Below are 22,307 nucleotides of genomic sequence, written 5' to 3' on the forward strand. Positions count from 1 at the left end.
AAAAAAGAGACAATCCCAGCTTTAATGCTAGTTTTGTCTCTGTAGAAGGAAAAATTCATTCTTCTATACAATTCCAATCTTTCTTATTCCATCCAGTTTGTATGGAAAACTCCTTCTTTATCAACACGTTGATAAGTGTGAGCACCAAAGTAGTCACGTTGTGCTTGCAACAAATTGGCTGGAAGAGTTTCAGTACGATAGCTGTCATAATAAGCAATTGCACTTGCAAAGGATGGGACAGGGATTCCACGTTCGATCGCCACAGCAAGAACTTGACGTAATGGCTGCTGATAGTTCTCAACGATTTCTTTAAAATAAGGATCTAGTAATAGGTTTCTTAATTCAGGATCACGATCATAGGCATCTTTGATTTTTTGTAAGAATTGCGCACGAATGATACAGCCGCCGCGGAAAATCATTGCGATATCTCCGTAACGAAGATTCCAATCGTATTCTTCTGATGCAGCACGCATTTGTGCAAAACCTTGTGCATAAGAAACAATTTTACTCATATATAACGCCTTACGAACTGCTTCGATTAATTCTTCTTTATTGCCTTCAAAAGCCTTAACTTCTGGTCCATTAAGAACCTGACTTGCCTTAACACGCTCATCCTTCATTGCCGAAATAAAGCGGGCAAATACAGATTCAGTGATAATTGGAAGTGGAACACCTAAGTCTAAAGCATTTTGGCTTGTCCATTTACCAGTGCCCTTTTGACCAGCTGTATCGAGGATTAAATCTACCATTGGTTTACCAGTTTCTTCATCCACTTTTGTAAAGATATCAGCCGTAATTTCAATCAAGTAGCTGTCTAATTCGCCTTTATTCCATTCAGCAAAGACCTCATGAAGCTCTTTTGCATCTAAACCAAGGACATTTTTCAAAATAAAATAAGCTTCACAGATTAACTGCATATCTCCATACTCAATTCCGTTATGAACCATTTTCACATAGTGACCCGCACCATTCGGACCAATATACGTACAGCAAGGATCGCCCTCTACTTTTGCAGAAATGGCTTCTAAGATAGGTTTAACAAGGTTATAAGCTTCTTCTTTACCGCCTGGCATGATAGAAGGACCTTTTAATGCGCCTTCTTCTCCACCTGAAACGCCAGTTCCGATGAAATGGAACCCTGCTGTCTCTAGTTCCTTATTACGTCTGATTGTATCTTGGAAGAATGTATTCCCACCATCAATTAGGATATCGCCTTCTTCAAGATACGGCTTCAAGGAGTCAATTGTCGCATCCGTTGCAGTACCTGCTTTAACCATTAATAAAATTTTGCGAGGCTTTTCTAAAGAATTAACGAATTCTTCAACGGTCCGAGCACCTACAAAGTTTTTTCCTTCTGCCTCATTCTTTAAGAATTCTTCTGTTTTTTCATAAGAACGATTAAAAACAGCGACAGAATTACCGCGGCTTTCGATATTTAGGGCAAGGTTTTTACCCATAACGGCTAAACCAATTACACCAATTTGTTGTTTAGACATACAATCCCTCTTTCTTATTTAATAATCCTATTTAGATAAACATATTTCTGACAATAATACAAACAAAAAGTGCTTTTTAACTAAATATTCTTGCTAATACACATCAATAGTTTTGCCAACCATGTTAAATAAATGTGGTCAATGTGAAGCCCTATTTAGCGTTCTAAAAAATATCTTTCAGCATTATTAAAGCAGATATTCCTTACCATTTGCTCCATACGCTTCATGTCATTTGGTACCGACCCTTTTTCCACCCAATCGCCAAGGATATTACACAGAATTCGGCGGAAGTAATCATGACGAGCATAAGATAAGAAGCTGCGCGAGTCTGTTAGCATACCGATAAAATGGCTGAGTAATCCAACATTTGCATAATCCTTCATTTGTCTCTCCATACCATCGATATGATCAACAAACCACCATCCTGAACCTAATTGAACCTTACCAGGAACACCTTCTTCATAGAAGTTCCCCATCATGCCAGCTAATGTTACGTTATCTTTTTGGTTCAAGTTAAATAATACTGTTCTTGGCAGTGCGTTTTCTTGATCTAAAGAATCAAGGAATCTCGACAAGCCTTCAGTCATATTAGCTTCTCCAACTGAATCAAATCCCACATCAGTCCCAAGCAATTCTTTCATTCTGGTGTTATTGTTTCGCAGCGCTCCCATGTGAAGCTGCATAACCCACTGCTTTTCAGCATACATTTTTCCAAGTTCTTTTAAAAGGAAAATCCGATAGGCGATCAATTCCTCATCTGTAAGCTGTTCACCTCTTATACGTTTATTGAAGATCGCTTCTACTTTTTGTTTGCTTGCATCTACATATTCCATCTTTTGGATGTCATGATCAGACGCACGGCCGCCATTTTCATGAAAATACTCGACTCTTTGTTTTAAAGCTGATAAAAGGCCATCTAAGGAATCTGTTTTTATGCCGGAAACATCCGCCAATTTTTGAATCCAGCTTGCAAAAGTTGGGCGTTCAATAAACATCGCACCATCTGGTCGGAATGTTGGTGCAATTGTTGTTTCAAAGGTGTCATCATTTTTCAATAATTGATGGTATTCTAGTGTGGAGATTGGATCATCGGTCGTTCCGATAAACTTTACATTTGACCTCTCAATTAAAGCCCTCGCACTGAATTCTGATGACTGTAATTTTTCATTACATTCATCCCAAATTTCACGAGCTGTTTCTGGACTTAATACTTTATTAATTCCGAAAAACATTTTTAATTCCAAGTGTGTCCAATGATAAACAGGATTTCCAAGTAAATGAGGGACTGTCTCTGCCCACTTTTCAAATTTTTCCCAATCATTAGCATCACCTGTAATATAGCGTTCCCCAACACCATTCATGCGCATCGTTCTCCACTTGTAATGGTCCCCACCAAGCCAAATTTGGGTAATATTTTCATATGACTTGTTTTCCCAAACTTCTTTCGGATCTAGGTGACAATGGAAATCAAAAATTGGTGAAGTTGCTGCTGCATTTTCATACAACTTTACTGCAGCTTCGGAATTTAGCAAAAAGTGTTGATCCATAAATTTTTTCATCTAATCCATCTCCTTATAATACAATTCATACGTAGATGACCTTGCTGTAACCCCTTACAGTAATCTATAAATATTTGCTAACAGATAATTCTTTTTTAATTTGTTTATTAAACAAATTAATTACATACATAATTTATCATGTTTAATATGTTTAGTCAATTAACTATTTAGGAATAAATAGAATATAAACGTCCAATTAATTAAAGAACTGATATAATAAGAATATACACAAAGGAATGCCCGAAATGGAGGATATTAATGGTTACCGGTGATGCGGCATATATAAAGAAAATTAATCGCTCTTTAATCATTAGAGAAATTGTGAAAGAAGGCCTGATTTCAAGAGCAGATCTATCCAAAGCCACTAATTTGACAAGAGCAACGATCTCAGCGCAAGTTGCTGACTTATTAGAAGAAGGGCTAATTATAGAAACACACCTAGAGCATTATTCGGTTGGAAGAAAACCAATTATGCTCTCATTAAATGGAGATGCCGGCTATGCACTTGGTATTGACCTTGATTATGGTCAAATATCATTTACAATATCAGACCTTCTTGGTTGTCCCGTTTCTTCAAGTATTATCCAATTAAATACTACAAAATATGAGGAGATTCTCCCGATTCTAATTCAACAAATCAAAAGGATCAAATCAGATTACACTTCCAGCCGCTATGGTATTGTCGGAATTGTTGTCGCCATACATGGTCTGGTTACAAAAGACGAAGAAATCCACTATGTTCCACGTTTTGATTGGCATGAAGTTAATCTTAAGAGTGATTTAGAGAGAGAAATAAATATCGCAATTTACATTGAAAATAATGCAAATCTAAGTTCTTTCGCCGAAAGGGTCTATGTGCACCATGAAACAGACAACCTGTTATGTGCCACCCTCTATTCGGGGATCGGCCTAGGCATGATGATGAAAAATGACTTTTTCCGTGGCCATGATGGATTTGCTGGTGAAATAGGTCATATGATTGTGGTACCAGAGGGGAAACCTTGCAATTGTGGAAATAAGGGCTGTTGGGAAAAATATGCTTCTGAATCGAGTATTTTTGAGTATTTATCTGAAAAACGCCAGATTAAAGATCTGACTTACGAACATATTCAAAAATGGCTTAATGAAGGCGACGAAGAAGTACACCAATTGATGGAAGATTTCCTTTTTTATCTGTCTATTGGATTGAATAATATGATTAACATGTATAACCCAGACGTGCTCGTACTTGATAGTGAATTGTTGCGAATTTATCCCGACTCGCTCCATAAAATTAGCAAAAATCTAAATTCCTCAATTAGTCATTATCGTGAATTAATGATTTCTACTATCGGAAAAAAATCATGTGTTCTTGGAGCATGTGCACTTGCTATCAAACAATTTCTAGATGTCCCGATGCTAAATTTGCCCTATGATCTAAAAGACAATGAAATTGAAAACGCGCTCTCAATTTAACTTTACAGTGAAAAATCCCCTTCTAGCAATTGCTAAAAGGGGATTTTTATTTGTAATTATTACGCGCTTTTTAAACCATTATTAGCTTTTTGTTTATTTTTAAGTTCATTAACAATCTTTTTATATAAGTCTTCTGTTAAATTATACAGAACAATTAAGATAATCGCTGCAATTAAGTTTAGTCCAGCTGGAACAAGAAACATTAACCCTTTTATACCAATGAGTGTGCTAGCAGTTTGCTCTGCATTTGGAACGTAACCAATTAACCCAAGTGCTACACCAGGAATAAATCCAGCAAGTGCCTGCGCTAGTTTACGGAAGAAACTATAACTTGAATATACAATCCCTTCTGTCCTTTGTCCTGTTTTCCATTCATGATAGTCCACTGCATCTGCAACCATTACCCATGGTAAACCAAGTGCAAAGCTAAGACCCAAACTTCCAATTGTAAGCAATATTAGGAAAGTCGGTATGTTTGCCGGTAACAGAAAGTTTGCAACATCCGCAGCAATTCCAATTAAAAGACCGATTATGAATGTTTTCTTTTTTCCTAATCTTTTAACAAGTGCTGGAATAAAAAATGAGCCAATGACAGCGATTCCAATACTAGTAAAAGAAAGCAAAGACATAAGACCGGGATTATTTAAATTATACTGTAAGTAATATAACTGAACTGCCGTGCGCAGGTTACTTCCGGCAACCATAAACAAGCAAACGAAACAAAGGGCAATTAACGGTCTGTTACTAAGTAATAGTTTGAATAGTTTTGACATCGGAACCTTTTCTTTTTCTTTTTGAGGCTCTCTAATAATATTTTCAGTTGTGTTTCGGTAGCAAATATAATGGAAGATTACCCCTACTAACGCCATCGAAGCGATTCCTACCATATATCCTAATCTTTCATTTGGAAAATATAGAACAATTGGGATTACGACCATACCCGAAATAAGCAGTGCAAATTGGCTGCCAATCGCTCGAAAGGAGCCAAGTGAGGCACGATCCACAGAATCTTGAGTCATGGATGCTGCAAGTGATCCGTAAGGGATATTGACAATAGAATAGGACAACCCAAAGGCCATATAAGTAATAAAAGCAAAGGCTATTTTTCCAGTGTCTGAAAACTCGGGTGCCATGAAAGAAATAACAGTCATAATGGCAAGCGGAATCGATCCAAATAAGATGAAGGGACGGAACTTACCTCTCTTACCTACTTTTCGCTTATCTACGAATGCACCAACGGCAGAATCCGCAAATGCATCAAAAATCTTCGATATTAAAAATACTAGCCCGCCCCAATAAGCAGAAATTCCTAAAACATCGGTATAAAATTTTAGCAAATAAATTTGCCCCATATCAAACATAAATCCATTACCAACATCACCTAAACCATATGAAAATTTTTCTTTTAAGGTAAGTTTCTTTGAGACACTATTCTCCATTGCTTTCACTCTTCCCTTCCTATTTACTTAAAAGCGTTTACTTGGAACCCTTTTCAAAACTACCAAGAATGTATAGATGATATTTTGAGGTTTCAAAGCGTGTTAATTTAATTTAATTTGTTTAATAAACTAATTAATTGTCTGCACCGTTAGAATAACACCATCGACAAATTCCGTCAATACTAATTTGTAAGCGGATATATCAAGAAAGGAGCTAATGTGCTGGAGCTAGACAGTAATCAAGGTTCAAAACTTATAAATTATTATCATCACAAAAAAAAGAAGATAGCTAAGCAGATCTTAGCTATCTTCTCTCATATGCAATAGGAATCAATGTTTTCCTTTTCTTTTTTCAGCTAAATCCGCCGCAAGTTGTGCCGTACGCTTTTTGTTTAAAGGATAACAGAATACTATGATTAGGAACACAAGACCAATTCCAATTGCTGGTACTAGTGTTCCAATTGTATGAATTCCTTGAAGCGTATCAGCTGTTTGTGCTTTTAGATTTGAATTATAACCTACTGCTGCGATTGCTGCCCCACCAACACCGCCAGCAACTGCTTGACCAACTTTACGTGCCATAGAATAGATCGAGTAAACGGTTCCATCTTCACGTAAGCCAGTTAAATACTCATGATAATCAATAACGTCAGTAACGAAAGCCCAAATGACAAGGTTGAAAAGGCCATAACCTAACATTCCAACCGTTAAAATTCCAATAAATTGTGTTGCTGTTAAGTTAGGAAGGAAATATAGAGCAACATATACAAGAGCAGCAAGTAATAAACCACCAGATGCCACTTCTTTTTTGCCAAATTTCGCAACTAATGGTTTAACAAATGGCATACCTACAAATACTGCAATAGATTGAAAAAGACCAACCATACTTAATGCTTTTGCATTTCCAAAGTAGTCCTTAAATAAATACACGTTTACTGCACCAATTAACATAAAGATAACCAGGAACAATAATGAAGCAATAAGGAACCAAATTAATGGTCTGTTTTTAACAAGACCTTTCATTGTTTGTCCAAAGTTCATCTGTGGTTTATTTGTTTCATCCATTACAATCCGTTCAACAGATAATTTATAACAAGCCATGTAACAAGCTAGTGCAAGTCCACCAAAAAGTAATGCAGCTAATAAGAAGCGATTAGCATCTGGTCGATTGTTAACAAATAAAATCATTGGTCCAACTACGTTAATAATTAAACCAGCCAAATTTCCACCTAATGTTCTCCAGCTAGATAGTGCAGTACGTTCAACAGGATCGCCTGTGATAACTGACGCCATCGATCCGTAAGGAATATTAACTGTACTATATAGTGATCCCCAAATAATATATGTTACGTAAGCATAAGCAAGATAAAATCCATCTGACATTCCTGGAATATGTACAAACATCAAAACACCAGAAATAACAAGCGGGAAAGACATTCTAAAAATCCAAGGCTTGAATTTGCCGTTTTTCCCTGCTTTTCTTGTATCTATAAAACGGCCCCATGAAACGTCGGCTACTGCATCCCACAAACGGGCAAGAAAGAATAATCCACCGACTGCAGCAGGATTAATATGAAAGACATCTGTATAGAAAACCATTAAGAATGCTGCAACTAGAATAAAGAAGAAATCATTCCCCCAGTCACCAAACATATATCCAATTTTGTCTTTCATTCCAAACTTTCTGAATCCATTTTCAGATACTGTTTCTACAGCGGATTTTTTAGCTACTTGAATCATTTCTACCCCTCCATTTACTTCCCTTATTTTTTGTAATTTACCCCAAACCTTAAAACCGTCTAAATCTCTTGAATTCCAATACCTTGAAACCCTTTTCAAAATCCTTTAAAAAATAAAAAATAGCGCTGTTAATATTTTCTATTAATTAGTTTAGTGAACTAATTAATTAGTATAGATGTATATTATCATCGAGGATAAAATCAGTCAATAGATTTTGTAAGCGTTTAAATAAATAATTTTGCAAATTATTAGACTCCTCATAATTAGGATTACCTCCTACAAACCCGAATAATTAATAGCTTGACACGTAATGTTCATTAACGTCACCTAATGTTCAATATTGAACAATGATTTTTTTTTTATAATAAATTTAGTGAAAAATATGTTAGTTAGGTTGTGTATAATATGGAAAAATTACTTTATATAGCTGCGAATCCGAAGGGACTGGAGAAATCAAAAGGGCTAAAAATTGGGGAGGCTTTTCTTGAGTCCTTTCACCAAGTTCGGCCCGAGCTAGAAATCAAGAAAGTTGATCTATTTTCATTAGATTTCCCGCAAATGGATGCAGATTTGGTATCTGCAAGAGGAAAACTAGCTGGTTACGGGTATTCCTTAGAACAACTATCAGACATAGAAAGAGAAAAAATACTACTAATGCATAATCTCGCTAATGAATTTATTAGTTTTGATTACTTTGTTTTTGTCTCCCCTATGTGGAATTTAAGCTCACCCGCCATATTAAAAGCATATATCGATAATCTATTTATTGCAGGAAAAACGTTTGCCCATACAGTTAACGGACCAAAAGGGCTCTTAATGAATAAAAAAGCGATTCATCTCCAAACAAGAGGCGGCCAGTACACGGGGACTCCAATGGAAGCATTGGAGTCCGGTGATCGGTATTTAAAAATCGCACTGCGATTCTTAGGGATTGAGGTTGCTGATTCAGTTATTACAGAAGGTTTTGATATTAATCCACTAAAGGTACCCGAGATTCTTGAACAAGGACAAGAAAACGCCAGACTTGCAGCTAAAGATTTCGCAACTAAACTTGTTACCGTTTGAGATACAAGATAACTTTGGCTTCCCTTTAAAGGGAGGCCTCTATTATTATGTCTGCTCAATTAAGTTTGGAAGGATTGTAACAAACAAGCCTTCCATTTTCATCTTAGAAACACTATTTTATTTTTTCTAAATTATGCAAATATTGTTGTATAATGTGGAAAATACATGTAAAATTTCCCTAACAGCCTTATTTTGGATGGTGACGTTAATGGACATAACGAAACATCTTTTTTTAAACCTCTCAATTTTTATCATATTATTATTTCTCTGTTTAATTTTTTTCGATAATAAAAAAAAATTTACCCTTTCTAAATCCTCACTAATTATCATTTGTATTGCCATGCTATGGCTGTGTATTCAATTCTCTTACACTCCTGTTCCGTCTGCCCGATACGATTTAAGAATTATTCCGTTAGTGTTGGGGGCCCTTTATATCGGAATTGGACCAATTCTTATAGTTGCCACTATAGTTATAAGAAGCTTCTATGGCTTTGATTTGGGCTTAATTCAAACGGCCGTACTATATGCACCCTTGGGAGTAATTTTCTGGCGAGTATATCCGTGGTTTTTAAGACAAGTTCCAGGACGGCGTATTTTCGTTACGGTATGTTTAGGTGTGGTTCTTGGTGTGATAACGGTTATTGGGATGAGTTTCGAAAATACCCATACCTATTGGCTGGATGCTTGGTTTGCATTCCTAATTATTCCCTCTCTTGGAATTGGCATTATCTCATATGGGATTGAATTTGTCAGACGAAATAACGAAATGCAGCAGGAGCTCATTAAAGCAGAAAAATTAAAAGCGGTGGAACAGATGGGAGCTGCTATCTCTCACGAAATCCGGAATCCACTAACGGCTGCCAGTGGGTTTGTCCAACTCCTTCAAGATGATTATCTTTCAAGGCATAAAAGAAAAGAATACCTCTCGATTGTTAAAGAGGAATTAATTTCTGCAGAACGTGTTATTCAAGATTACTTAACTTTTGCAAAGCCCTCCTTGGAAGTGCTTGAGGAGCTAAATGTAAAAAGTGAATTGCGGCAAATAATTAATATTCTTCAGCCTTTGGCCAATCAAAATTCAGTAGAAATTATTACTGATTTCTCAGTTATTGGTTTTATTGAGGGCGACGGACAGAAGTTTCGTCAATGTTTTGTGAATGTTATCAAAAATGCAATTGAAGCAATGCCAAATGGTGGATATTTAACCATTACCACTAAGTTCAGTAAAAATTATGTAACAATCAGTGTCAATGATACCGGTATTGGAATGACTAATGAGCAACTTGAGCGTTTAGGAGAACCCTTTTATTCAACAAAAGGAAAAAATGGAACAGGTTTAGGGATGATGGTAGTTTACAGCATTGCCCGTGCTATGGATGGAACAGTCTGGGCAGAAAGTGAAGTCGGAGCAGGGACCACTTTTCATTTTAAATTTCCAACCATTTCCTCAATTTTAAAAAGCGAATCCAATTAAAAGTAAACCGACAGGAAAATAACTGTCGGTTTACTTGACTTACTCCTTTATTTTCCGATAAACATTTGCGTCCAATGTTTGCCAGTCGCTTCATATCCTACTCCAATATGAGTAAAATTAGCACTAAGGATATTCTTACGATGGCCTTCACTATTCATCCAGGCAGTAACTACTTCCTGTGGTGTACGTTGCCCTTGGGCAATATTTTCACCCGCAGATTTATAGGTCACACCAAAGTCTCTCATCATGTCAAATGGAGATCCATATGTTGGGCTTGTATGTGAGAAATAATTCTTCTGCTGCATATCCAGCGATTTTTTCTGTGCCACTCCATTAAGCTGTGAGTCAGCTTTTAATGCTGGAAGACCATTCTTACTGCGTTGTGCATTCGTCAAGTCAATTACTTGTTGAACGTATTGACTAACATTTCCAGTGGTTGGCGCTGGTGCATTATTTTTTTGTGTAGTAGCTGGCTGTTTTGGCGCCGGTGCTGGCGCTTTTTGCTTCGGTGTTGGTGTTGTTTGCTTTGGCTGGTGAATAGGCGCTTGCGACGGTGCCTGTCCAGCCGGTGTTTGCTGCTGGATATATGGTTGTATTTGCAGCATTCCCCAATTTTTAGGGTCGATCGTAATATACTGATATTTTGCATCACGGATTAATACCGCTCTAGTATGTGGATATTGGTTACTGTTTAAGGATGTCTGATACGAAGAAATCATATCATCATCATTTTTGTAATAATTTTTCTTGTTTTTCCGTTTAGTATTGAAAAGATTTACATCAAGATCCGATTGACTGTTATTAGTGTTGGTGTAATCCTCAGTTAATGGACCATTGTGGTCAATCCCATCATCTCTGCCATTACGGACATCCATATATGGGGTGTTATTTCTTATATCATTGTTCATCCCAACATGTGTATTCTGATCATTTAAGTCATTATGGTCATTGTTATTACAAGCAGCAAGTCCCATTGTTAAAACCGCTGTTAAGACTATCCCAAAAGATTTTTTTATCAATCGAAATACCCCCTTTGAAAAAATCATGTTACCCCTTTATTTTTCTTGTTTTTCAAAGAAAGTATTGGTGGAAAATAAACGCATTTTTATTTAATTTTCCATAGACTGTGTTAAACTTGTCTGTTGATTTCCGTTCCAGGCACAAGCGGTTCGCGGGCGTGCCGGGGAGCCTCCTCGTCGCTTTGCTTCTGCGGGGTCTCCCCTGACCCGTACTCCCGCAGGAGTCTTCGTGCCTTCCACTCCAATCAACAGAGTGTCAAAATCAACATTAATCTTTAACACAGCCTTCCCACAAAAAAAACCAACCAGTATAACTGTCGGTTTCGTTTTTTGCATTCAATTTTCCAACATTGGAATTCTTTCTTTATACTTGTTAATCAACGTACGATTATGTTCTTCTGCACCATCAGCATTGCCGCTTTTAAAAATTGGCGGTTCAAAATTATTACTGATCATTATGCTGATCGCTTCCACCATGATTCCGTTAACGATTGCTGTCCCAATGACTGTTGACCCTGAACCAAAGCTAACAGCAATAGACTCGTGCTCCATTAGTGCATCACCCACCTTAATATGATTATCAATAGCAAGGTTAGCGGAATGATACAAATATTTACCATCTTTATGTCTTGATGTTACTGCCTTTGTATAACTGTATGATGTGATTGCAATAACAAACGCACCATTATTTTTAGCAAACTCAGCTACATCTATGGGCACAGGGTTCCTTCCAGAGGTTGATGCAACAATAACCACATCCTGAGGTTGAATTTTCACTCTAGTTAGAAATTGTTTTGCTAAGTCATTTTCCTTTTCTAATTGAGATGAACGAACAGCCCCCTTATGAAGCATTAAGTCCTCAATTAAAATAGGGTTAATAGGCACTAGTCCACCTGCACGGTAAAAAAGTTCTTCTCCAAGGATATGTGAATGTCCGCACCCAAAGACATGAACAATTCCATCGTTTTGGATACATTCTGCGATCTTTTTAGCAGCTGTTTTGAGGCCATCAGTTTCATCCTTTTCAACTAAGCTTAATAATTCGTGAAGCTTTTGAAAATAATGATTGAACACGTTAAATAACCTCCATTACTATGTCTTCAGCGTTTCATTTGGATCATAAATTTATAGCGATCTGCACGATAGACCGATTTAACAAATTCAACAGGGGTATTGTCCTTTAGAAAAGTATTTCTTTGGATTAACATAACTGGTGCACCCTTGCTAATCTTTAGTAAATCGGCTTCGTTTTGACTGGCAACAGATGATTCGATGATCTGTGAAGCACTATCAATTTTTAAGTCTAATTGCTCTTCAATGTATTTATACAGGGAATCATTTACAATTCCTTCTGTAAGTCCTTTAATAAGGTTTGCTGAAATATAGTTTGTTTCTAAAGCCATTGGGACATTATCTGCCAGACGAATTCTTTTGATTTCATATACAGGACCATGTTCAGAAATTAAAAGCTGCCCTGCTACTTGTCTTGTTGCAGGAATAATTTCAAAGTGAAGTAATTGGTTTCCAGGCACGAATCCTCTGGCCTTCATATCTTCTGTGAAGCTGGTTAATCCTTGAAGGGGCTGTTCAATTTTTCTTTCTGCAACAAAAGTACCTTTTCCTTGCAATCGATATAACAATCCTTCATTTACTAACTGTGTAAATGCCTGTCTTACTGTCATCCGGCTAATCTGATATTTTTCCGCATATTCTCTTTCTGGCGGGAGTGCATCACCAGGACGCAACTCACCATTTTCAATTAGTTCTTTAATATACTCTTCAATTTGGTAATAAATTGGAATCGGAGAATTCTTATTAATCATTTCCTCCAGCTGCATCCTTTCCTTATAACTGTCACGTTGTAACCTTTAAATCTGCTATTGCCGCTTTATCTGCAATAATTGTAACACACGGATGATTTTTCAACACAGATGCTGGAAAGTTTTCACTTATCTCCTCATTCAATAATCTAAAAAGTGCTTCACTTTTCTTCTCACCTGACACGAGAAGCAGAATTTCTTTACTTTTCATAATGGTGGAAATTCCCATTGTAATGGCTTTAGTTGGAACTTCTTCGATTTTATTAAAAAATCTTGCGTTTGCTTGAATAGTTGAAGAAGCTAACTCTACAATATGCGTTTTGGAAGCAAAAGAAGTTCCTGGTTCATTAAAGCCAATATGTCCATTACTGCCAATCCCAAGGATTTGCAAATCAATACCGCCATGCTGATTTATTAAATCCTCATATCGATGGCATTCCTCTTGAAAATCTGCAGCAATACCGCTTGGAACATTTGTCTTGGCTTTATTGATATCAATATAATCAAAAAGCTGGTTGTTCATAAAATACCGGTAGCTATTTTTATTTTCACCCGGGAGCCCTACGTATTCGTCTAAATTAAAAGTGGTTACCTTTTGATAAGTAGTCCCCTTTTTTTGATGGTCGTCGATTAAGCATTTATATGTCCCAACTGGAGTACCGCCTGTAGCCAAACCAAGTTTAATATTTGGATTCTGAATAACCTTTTTTATAATATATTCAGCTGCTTTATTACTCATTTGTTGATAATCTTTGACTTCAATAATTTTCATTTAGAATTTTCCTCCCTATTGTAAGCAAGAGCTCCCCTGCATAATGTCATATAAACTTCCATATTCTCATCTAAAATAACAATGTCCGCATCTTTTCCAACTGCAATACTGCCTTTTCGATCATAAAGGTTCAATTGTTTGGCTGGGTTCACTGATGCCATTTCAATTGCTTCCTTAAGTGAACAGTCCGCATATGATATAATATTTTTTACCGCCTGCCCCAATTTCAAAATACTTCCTGCAAGAGTTCCATCCTCAAGTTCTGCTTTTCCATCCTTTACAAAAACCTCTTGGCCGCCAAGATCATACTTCCCATTTTTCAAACATTTTGCTCGCATTGAATCAGTGATTAAAATCAATCCATCACTTCGTTTTTGCTTAAAGGCAAGTTTAACCATTTCTGGACGGCTATGCACCCCATCGACAATAATCTCAGCTTTTAATTCTTCTCTTAAAAAGGCCGCTCCCACAACTCCAGGTTCACGATGATGCAGCCCTCTCATTTGATTATAAAGATGAGTGACATGATTTGCTCCTGCTTCAATAGCTTCATTCACCTCGTCATAAGTAGCATCTGTATGACCAATCGATGCAATAATCCCCTTCTTCTTTAAATATCGGATCATCTCTAAACCATGCGGTCTTTCTGGAGCTAAAGTGACAAGTTTAATCGTCTCATTAGAGAGCTTTTGCCATTCTTCAAGTAAAGCAAGATCAGGATCAATTATATGTTGAATTGGCTGTGCCCCAGCCATTTTACTATTCACAAACGGTCCTTCTAGATGAATGCCGAGTATTTCAGATTTACCTGGATCGTGCTGTTCTTTAATGTAATTCCCGGCATTTATTAAGGCATTCTCAATTTGTTTCCCTTCCTGAGTCATTGTAGTAGCTAAAAAGCTAGTTGTACCTTCTTTAGGCAATGCTGCTGCCATTATGTCCAGTGCTTCCTTGGTTGCATCCATTGTGTCGGCACCGGCTGCACCGTGGATATGAACGTCGATAAAGCCAGGAACTGCACTAAACTGGGCAGGAAGTTCAATCACCTTATAGTTTTCCTTAGACAACAACTCAGATGATGAACCAATTTCAATGATTTTTTGATTCTTTATTTTAATATATCCATCTTCTATTATTTGTTCTTGTGAATAAACCCGTATACCCTTTAGCAAAATATGATTATCTTTTGGAATCATCTTTGATACTTCCTTTCAGGTTATATCTAAATCTTAGCATCACCATTATATAGTTGTCTATACCAATTTACTTTATAATAAAAATATGAATATAATACCATTTCAACCTAATATTGTTCTAACCCATAGGAATATGTTTGTTAATAAAATTTAGCCAATTGGTATAGACATCTATAAACGTTTAGTGTTATATTAAAAACGGAAAAGCGCTTACACCCGCAATATTATTTTTATGAATTATTTTATAGTTATTTTTTTAGATTCTATTAGGAGGTAATGTGATGAAGAAATATTTACAAAGAATTGGTCGTTCATTGATGTTACCTGTAGCTGTTTTACCGGCTGCAGCCATTTTGATGGGAATTGGTTATTGGATCGACCCTACGGGTTGGGGGGCGGATAGTCCTCTAGCGGCCTTCCTAATTAAAGCTGGTTCATCAATCATTGATAATATCCCCATCCTATTTGCTGTTGGGGTAGCACTTGGGATGGCGAAAGAGAAAGATGGTTCGTCAGCGTTAAGTGGTTTGGTTGCCTACTTAGTTGTGACAACCCTGCTTTCACCAGGCTCAGTGGCATTGCTCGAAGGGATTAAACCAGAAGAGGTAGATCCTGCATTTGTAAAGATTGGAAATGCTTTTGTTGGTATTCTTTCAGGTATTGTTGCTTCTTCGATGTACAATCGATTTAGCCATGTTAAATTACCGGATGCTTTAGCATTTTTCTCTGGTAAGCGCCTTGTTCCAATCATGACTGCTGTTTCTATGCTTGCTGTTTCTGCAGTACTATTCTTCTTATGGCCTGTTATCTTTACAGGACTTGTATCATTTGGTAAAGGCATTGCTCATTTAGGAGCTTTTGGCGCAGGTTTATATGGATTCTTTAACCGTTTATTGATCCCAACTGGTCTGCACCATGCCTTAAACTCTGTATTCTGGTTTGACGTAGCCGGAATTAATGATATCGGTAATTTCTGGGCTGGGAAGGGAACTAAAGGCGTTACTGGTATGTATCAAGCCGGATTCTTCCCTGTCATGATGTTTGGTTTACCAGCAGCAGCTTTAGCAATGTACCATACTGCGAAGGACAAGAAGAAAAAGGCAGTGGCTTCTTTAATGTTGGCAGCAGGTTTCGCTGCATTCTTTACAGGTGTAACAGAACCAATTGAGTTTGCCTTTATGTTTGTTGCTCCAATGCTATATTTCGTCCATGCAATATTAACAGGTATTTCCTTAGCCATTGCAGCTGCATTCCATTGGACGGCTGGATTTGGTTTTAGTGCTGGTCTAGTTGACTTTATTCTAAGTTCTAGATTACCTTTAGCAAACCATCCTTACATGTTAATGGTTCAAGGCTTAGTGTTTGCAGTAATCTATTATTTCTTATTCAGATTCATCATCACGAAATTCAACTTGATGACTCCTGGACGTGAAGAGGATGATGAAGAATCTTCTGAAATCAATATTTCAACAGGTGAAAGTAAATTTACTGTTATGGCCGCACAGATTTATGAAGGATTAGGTGGAGATGCCAATGTTACCTCTGTTGACAATTGTGTAACTCGTCTAAGAATGGAAGTAAAAGACATGAATGCAGTTGACCAACAAAAAATTAAATCGACTGGTGTACCAGGAATTAATATCGTTGGAAAGCAAAGCATTCAAGTAATTGTTGGAACGAATGTACAATTCGTAGCAGATGAAATTTTAAAACTTCGTAATAATCCAAATGCAATGAAAAAAATTGATACAACCAAAAATAATGCTTATACTGCAGTGGAATCTAATGAACTCACTCCACTATCAGAAAGAGATTTTGTTATGCCAATCGAAGGGGATATTATCCCGATTACCGAAGTGCCTGATCAAGTCTTCTCACAAAAAATGATGGGCGATGGGTTTGCAATCGTACCATCTAAGGGATCAGTAGTTTCCCCTGTTGACGGTGAAGTCATGAACGTATTTCCTACGAAACATGCGATTGGTATCAAATCAAAGCAAGGATATGAAATTCTCATCCATGTCGGCATGGACACTGTGAATTTAAAGGGCGAAGGTTTTACAGTGCTTATTAAAGAGGGAGAAAAGATTACAAAAGGACAGGAAATTCTAAAATTTGATTTAGATTTCATTAAAAAGTCAGCACCATCAACAATTACTCCTATTATCTTTACTAACTTAACAAAACTAAATGTAATAAAACAGGGTCACTCATCCCAAGGTCAAGACGGAATCCTATCAATTGAATAACAATAAAAACGACTGGTGCCTGACACCAGTCGTTTTTGTTAGGCAAATAATTTCGATTCCTCTGCTTGGAAAAAACTCTTCATCGCATGAAAGACATCTGCTTTTTGCTTAAGAATATAGTAGCGGAATTGATCATCTTTAATGTTCTTATAGGCGGACATTAATGTTGAGTGGCGGTTATATTGATTTACTTCACCATAGCCAAACATATTAGACACTTTCATTAATTCTTCAACTAGCTTTACGCAACGAGCATTGTCCGAAGTAAGATTATCACCGTCTGAAAAATGGAATGGATAGATGTTGAACTTACGTGGATTATATTTGGCATCAATGATTTCAAGTGCTTTCCGGTATGCGGACGAACAAATCGTTCCACCACTTTCCCCTTTTGAAAAGAAGTCTTCCTCTGAAACAACTTTAGCCTCCGTATGGTGGGCAATAAATTCAATTTCCACCGTTTCATATTTAGTTCTTAAAAATCGAGTCATCCAGAAGAAAAAGCTGCGCGCCATATACTTTTCCCAGATCCCCATCGAACCACTTGTATCCATCATGGCAATCACAACTGCTTTAGAATCTGGTTTAATTACTTCATTCCAGGTCTTAAATTTTAGATCGTCCTTGTAAATCGGGTGGAACGCTGGCTTTCCTGTCATCGCATTTCTTTTAAAAGCTGACATCATCGTCCGTTTCTTATCAATATTCCCCATCAGCCCTGTTTTGCGAATATCATTGAATTCAATGTTTTCAACTAGATGTTCTTGCTCTTCTTTTCTTTTCAAATTTGGAAGCTCCAATTGTTTAAATAATGCTTCCTCCAGCTCCATTAATGATACTTCCGCTTCAAAGTAATCTTCACCTGCTTGGTCCCCAGCTCCTTGGCCTTTTCCAGGTCCCTTCTGGCCGCTAGAACCATCACGTGCTACTACATCACCTACTTGACTGTCACCATCACCTTGGCCCACGTGTTTGTTTTTGTCATAATTATAACGGATTTTATATTCGTCCAATGAACGAATTGGAATTTTTACGACATCTCGACCGTTAGACATGATTATGCTTTCTTCAGTAATTAAGTCAGGAAGATTGTTTCGAATTGCCTCCTGCACTTTTTCCTGATGCCTTTGCTGGTCATCGTGGCCTTTACGGTGGAGGGACCAATCTTCTCTTGAAATGACAAATTGATGGTTGTTTGTTGACAATGTAAACCCCTCCTTATTAATTTAATAGGTTCCAAAATGCACACATTTTCATCCAATACATATGATAACGAGAGTGAAAAAATAAGATAAATATGGATTACTTTATCCTATGCAGAAATAAAGAATAATTTACAAATTATTTTGACAATTGTGCTTTCGCCTATGAATTTGGACAAAGTGTTAGAGTGAGAGCATTACAGATTTTATCGTGAATTTGAATAAGGAAAAAAATAGACTGACAGATTTCCTTCTGCCAGTCCCTACTATTTTAACCCCACCCTATTATCTATTTAATAGACTTCCTACATAACGAAGTAATTCATTCGCTGATTGTGAATTATAGCCATGTTCATCCACTAATCTTGCAACTACATTATTGATTTTCTTTAACTGCTGTTCATCAGGTGTTTTGGATGAAGTGGTAATTTTCACAACGTCTTTTAGATCAGCAAATAATTTCTTTTGAATGGCTTCACGGAGACGATCATGGGAATTATAATCGAATCGTTTCCCTTTTCTAGCAAAGGCTGAAATCCTAATGAGGACTTCCTCCCTAAAGGCCTTTTTCGCATTTTCAGAAATCCCAATTTGTTCTTCAATGGAGCGCATTAACTTCTCATCTGGATTGATCTCCTCGCCAGTGAGCGGATCACGCAGTTTCGATTTATTGCAATAGGCTTCCACATTATCAAGATAATTGTCCATTAAGGTTTTTGCTGATTCTTCATACGAATATACAAATGCCTTTTGGACTTCTTTCTTGGCAATATTATCATACTCTTTCCGGGCTAATGAAATATAATTCATATAACGTTCCCGTAACTCTGCGGTGATGGACGGATGCTGGTCGAGTCCATCTTTCAATGATCTTAATACATCAAGTGCGTTAATTGATGGTATTTCTTTACGAATGATTGTCGATGAAATTCTGTTAATTACGTAACGAGGGTCGATACCACTCATACCTTCATCAGGATATTCCTTCTTCAATTCATCCACATCGGCAGTATTAAAGCCTTCTACACTTTCCCCATCGTATAGGCGCATTTTCTTAAGTAAATCAATATCGCCTTTTTTCGGTTCCTTTAAACGAGTAAGAATAGTAAACATTGCAGCTACTTTTAATGTATGTGGTGCAATGTGAACATCAGAAACATCACTTTCATTGATCATTTTTTCATATATTCTTTCTTCTTGGGACACCTTTAAGTTATAAGGTATCGGCATAACAATAATCCTTGAATGTAATGCTTCATTCTTCTTATTGGAGATAAAGGATCGGTATTCCGTTTCATTCGTATGAGCAACGATCAACTCATCAGCACTAATGAGGGCAAAGCGGCCTGCTTTAAAATTCCCCTCCTGGGTGAGCGACAGTAAGTGCCACAAGAATTTTTCATCACACTTTAACATCTCCTGGAACTCCATCATTCCTCGGTTAGCCTTATTAAGTTCACCATCAAATCGATAGGCACGAGGATCTGATTCAGAACCATACTCCGCAATCGTTGAAAAATCAATACTACCTGTTAAATCGGCAATATCCTGTGATTTCGGATCGGATGGGCTGAATGTACCGATCCCTGTTCGCTTATCTTCAGAGAAGAAGATTCTTTCAACCAATACATCTTCGATCCTTCCACCATATTCCTGTTCAAGACGCATCATGTTCAGAGGTGAAAGATTACCTTCAATGCGGATGCCATACTCATCAAAAAAATCCTTCCGCAAATGATGTGGAATTAAATGAAGTGGGTCCTCATGCATCGGGCATCCTTTAATCGCAAAAACAGAGCCTCGATCCGTGAGGGAGTATGCTTCAAGTCCACGTTTTAGCATGGTAACAAGCGTGGATTTCCCGCCGCTTACAGGACCCATTAATAATAAAATACGTTTTCTTACATCTAGTCTTTTGGCTGCTGGATGGAAGTACTCTTCAACAAGCCTCTCAAGTGATTCCTCTAACCCAAATAATTGATTACTAAAGAATTCGTACTTCTTCGTCCCTTTTTCTTCAGTAATTCCTGCATCCTTAAGCATATTATAAACTCGTGAATGTGCCGACTGTGCAACCCATGGCTTCTCTCTCAACAATTGCAAATAATCTGCGAATGACCCTTCCCAACGTAACTTTTCTTCTTCCTCACGATACATCTCGATTTTTTTTAGAATATCCATAAGGCCCTCCCCCGTAGGTTTATCAGAGACGATTAATATACTCTATGCTGATAAGCTTTTGAACATGCGTAACCATTGTGGTTAGCGTCTATCTTTTTTGTAACAATAAAAAGAATCTTCCTCTTTTCATTTTTATAAGATAGGCTATAATAAAACTATATGTGAGACAAGATAGAAAAATGTATGACGAAGGAGGATTACATAATTATGAACACTTTCATCGTTTGTTTAGTAATGGTCGCATTTTTAGCGGCAATCTTCACATCAGGTTATAATGACAAACCAGGTTCAACCAAATAAAAGCTGCCAATTGGCAGCTTTTTTAGTGAAGATCCAGTTTATTTTTTTGAATAAATTCCTTCATATACATTCTACTCTTCCTATCAAGCATCCTTGCCATTTGTTCTGTCCAACGGTCTTTTCTTTTCCCGCCTGTCCGCTCTTCATAGTAATTAGAAATTAAGTTATCATAATTCTGCAGCTGGCTAATGTATGCCTCTGTATCTTGTTCATATTCGTCTTCATGATAAACATGTTCAAATGACAACCTCGGTTTTTTTTCATTTAGTTTAGTCGGAAAACCAACTGCTAGGCCAAACAAAGGAATAACCCGCACTGGTGTTTTTAAAATCTTTGCTACCTCATCTAAATTATTTCGAATTCCACCTATGTAACAAATTCCTAACCCCATCGATTCTGCGGCAATCACTGCATTTTGTGCGGCTAAAGATGCATCGATGAGGGCTACCATAAACTTTTCCGTGCTTTCAAGCGAAGGGGCTACATTTACCTGTTCATTCTCTCCAATAATGGTATGGCGGTATAAATCCGCACAAAAGACAAAAAAGTGGCCATTTTTTTCAACATATTCCTGATTACCTGCAATCTCTGCTAATTTTTTCTTTATTTCTTTGTCTTTCACACCTATTATAGAGTAAGCCTGAATAAAGCTGGACGTGGATGCAGATTGAGCACAAGTAACAATTGTTTTAATTTGTTCGTCTGTTAGTTGCTTGTCCTCAAATTGGCGAATAGAGCGGTGGTTTAATATTGTTTGGATTACTTCATTCATAACAATCTTCCTTTCCATTACACAAAAGGAGGCCCTTTAGGCCCCCTCGGATTATTGTAGATGCGCATAGTTTTGCTGTCTTAGCGCTTCATAGATAAGAATGGCGGCTGTATTGGACAGGTTTAGAGAACGAATATTTTCATTCATAGGAATCCTCAAGCTGACTTCTTTATTATTTTCAATGACATCTTTCGGTAGTCCTGTTGTTTCACGCCCAAAGATAAAATAATAATCTTTGCCTGAATGACTGTAATCAAAACTGCTAAAAGCCTTCTGCCCAAATTTTGTAATATAAAAAAATTCACCGCCTGCATTCTTCTCATAAAAATCATCAAGAGAATCATAGTAGAAGATATTAACGTGTTCCCAATAATCGAGTCCTGCTCTTTTTAACATTTTGTCATCCGTAGAAAAGCCTAACGGACGGATTAGGTGTAAATTTGTATCTGTCCCTGCACAAGTTCTTGCAATATTTCCTGTATTGGAAGGGATCTGCGGTTGAAATAAAACAACATTAATTGACATGGAAATCACCTCATGTAAAAACTCTACATGCAATTATACCATT

The 22,307-nt window shown here is 37.1% G+C and carries 18 protein-coding genes and 1 pseudogene; 5 read left to right on the plus strand and 14 right to left on the minus strand.

Annotation, left to right across the window (positions count from 1 at the left end; all coding sequences use genetic code 11):
* Positions 1-83: 83 nt before the first annotated feature.
* Both gndA and uxaC read right to left on the minus strand, forming a co-directional pair.
* Complete coding sequence (gndA, locus tag M3610_RS03985) at positions 84-1,496, minus strand: NADP-dependent phosphogluconate dehydrogenase (protein WP_251456679.1); 1,413 nt, start codon at positions 1,494-1,496, stop codon at positions 84-86.
* 155 nt (positions 1,497-1,651) lie between these two features.
* A complete protein-coding gene (gene uxaC, locus M3610_RS03990) occupies positions 1,652-3,055 on the minus strand; it encodes a glucuronate isomerase (RefSeq protein ID WP_251456681.1) in 1,404 nt (467 codons plus the stop codon).
* A 258-nt stretch (positions 3,056-3,313) separates the two neighbouring features.
* Between uxaC and M3610_RS03995 the strand changes: the two genes are divergently transcribed.
* Positions 3,314-4,510: an ROK family transcriptional regulator gene (locus M3610_RS03995; RefSeq protein ID WP_251456683.1), complete on the plus strand. Its 1,197-nt coding sequence runs from the start codon at positions 3,314-3,316 to the stop codon at positions 4,508-4,510.
* Between the two features lie 59 nt (positions 4,511-4,569).
* Here M3610_RS03995 and M3610_RS04000 read toward each other — a convergent pair whose 3' ends face one another.
* On the minus strand, positions 4,570-5,949 hold the full coding sequence (locus M3610_RS04000; RefSeq protein WP_098572201.1) for a glycoside-pentoside-hexuronide (GPH):cation symporter: 1,380 nt from the start codon (positions 5,947-5,949) through the stop codon (positions 4,570-4,572).
* Positions 5,950-6,279: 330 nt separating this feature from the next.
* A complete protein-coding gene (locus tag M3610_RS04005) occupies positions 6,280-7,689 on the minus strand; it encodes an MFS transporter (RefSeq protein WP_251456685.1) in 1,410 nt (469 codons plus the stop codon).
* A 405-nt stretch (positions 7,690-8,094) separates the two neighbouring features.
* On the opposite strand from M3610_RS04005, the gene M3610_RS04010 reads away from it, so the two are divergent.
* Both M3610_RS04010 and M3610_RS04015 read left to right on the plus strand, forming a co-directional pair.
* Positions 8,095-8,754: an FMN-dependent NADH-azoreductase gene (locus tag M3610_RS04010; protein WP_251456687.1), complete on the plus strand. Its 660-nt coding sequence runs from the start codon at positions 8,095-8,097 to the stop codon at positions 8,752-8,754.
* A gap of 208 nt (positions 8,755-8,962) precedes the next feature.
* Entirely contained in the window at positions 8,963-10,228 is a 1,266-nt protein-coding gene (locus M3610_RS04015; protein ID WP_251456689.1) for a sensor histidine kinase, read from the plus strand.
* Positions 10,229-10,275: 47 nt separating this feature from the next.
* On the opposite strand, the gene M3610_RS04020 is transcribed toward M3610_RS04015, so the two are convergent.
* The 6 genes from M3610_RS04020 to nagA form a co-directional block, all read right to left on the minus strand.
* Entirely contained in the window at positions 10,276-11,247 is a 972-nt protein-coding gene (locus M3610_RS04020; RefSeq protein WP_306460582.1) for a CAP domain-containing protein, read from the minus strand.
* Between the two features lie 90 nt (positions 11,248-11,337).
* Positions 11,338-11,583 (minus strand): hypothetical protein, encoded by a 246-nt coding sequence (locus M3610_RS04025; protein ID WP_251456691.1) that lies wholly within the window; start codon positions 11,581-11,583, stop codon positions 11,338-11,340.
* Positions 11,584-12,321, minus strand: a complete 738-nt coding sequence (locus M3610_RS04030; protein ID WP_251456693.1) for an SIS domain-containing protein — start codon at positions 12,319-12,321, stop codon at positions 11,584-11,586.
* Between the two features lie 26 nt (positions 12,322-12,347).
* Entirely contained in the window at positions 12,348-13,070 is a 723-nt protein-coding gene (locus M3610_RS04035) for a GntR family transcriptional regulator (protein ID WP_251456695.1), read from the minus strand.
* Between the two features lie 31 nt (positions 13,071-13,101).
* On the minus strand, positions 13,102-13,839 hold the full coding sequence (nagB, locus tag M3610_RS04040) for a glucosamine-6-phosphate deaminase (protein WP_251456697.1): 738 nt from the start codon (positions 13,837-13,839) through the stop codon (positions 13,102-13,104).
* Positions 13,836-15,035 carry an N-acetylglucosamine-6-phosphate deacetylase gene (gene nagA, locus M3610_RS04045; protein WP_251456699.1) on the minus strand — a complete coding sequence of 400 codons (1,200 nt, stop codon included), beginning with the start codon at positions 15,033-15,035 and terminating at the stop codon, positions 13,836-13,838. Before nagA ends, nagB begins: the two co-directional genes overlap by 4 nt.
* A gap of 281 nt (positions 15,036-15,316) precedes the next feature.
* Between nagA and nagE the strand changes: the two are divergent.
* Both nagE and M3610_RS04055 read left to right on the plus strand, forming a co-directional pair.
* Positions 15,317-16,753 (plus strand): annotated as a pseudogene (gene nagE, locus M3610_RS04050) (N-acetylglucosamine-specific PTS transporter subunit IIBC); the annotation flags it as partial.
* 102 nt (positions 16,754-16,855) lie between these two features.
* Positions 16,856-17,284: a PTS sugar transporter subunit IIA gene (locus tag M3610_RS04055; RefSeq protein ID WP_251456765.1), complete on the plus strand. Its 429-nt coding sequence runs from the start codon at positions 16,856-16,858 to the stop codon at positions 17,282-17,284.
* A 38-nt stretch (positions 17,285-17,322) separates the two neighbouring features.
* Here the strand turns inward: M3610_RS04055 and yhbH are convergent, their stop codons facing one another.
* The 4 genes from yhbH to trmL form a co-directional block, all read right to left on the minus strand.
* Positions 17,323-18,489: a sporulation protein YhbH gene (gene yhbH, locus M3610_RS04060; protein WP_026565896.1), complete on the minus strand. Its 1,167-nt coding sequence runs from the start codon at positions 18,487-18,489 to the stop codon at positions 17,323-17,325.
* A gap of 282 nt (positions 18,490-18,771) precedes the next feature.
* Positions 18,772-20,667 carry a PrkA family serine protein kinase gene (locus tag M3610_RS04065; RefSeq protein ID WP_098571987.1) on the minus strand — a complete coding sequence of 632 codons (1,896 nt, stop codon included), beginning with the start codon at positions 20,665-20,667 and terminating at the stop codon, positions 18,772-18,774.
* A 322-nt stretch (positions 20,668-20,989) separates the two neighbouring features.
* Entirely contained in the window at positions 20,990-21,739 is a 750-nt protein-coding gene (nfsA, locus tag M3610_RS04070) for an oxygen-insensitive NADPH nitroreductase (protein ID WP_251456701.1), read from the minus strand.
* 51 nt (positions 21,740-21,790) lie between these two features.
* A complete protein-coding gene (trmL, locus tag M3610_RS04075) occupies positions 21,791-22,264 on the minus strand; it encodes a tRNA (uridine(34)/cytosine(34)/5-carboxymethylaminomethyluridine(34)-2'-O)-methyltransferase TrmL (protein WP_098571986.1) in 474 nt (157 codons plus the stop codon).
* Positions 22,265-22,307: the final 43 nt, after the last annotated feature.

Source organism: Neobacillus sp. MER 74, from assembly GCF_023714155.1.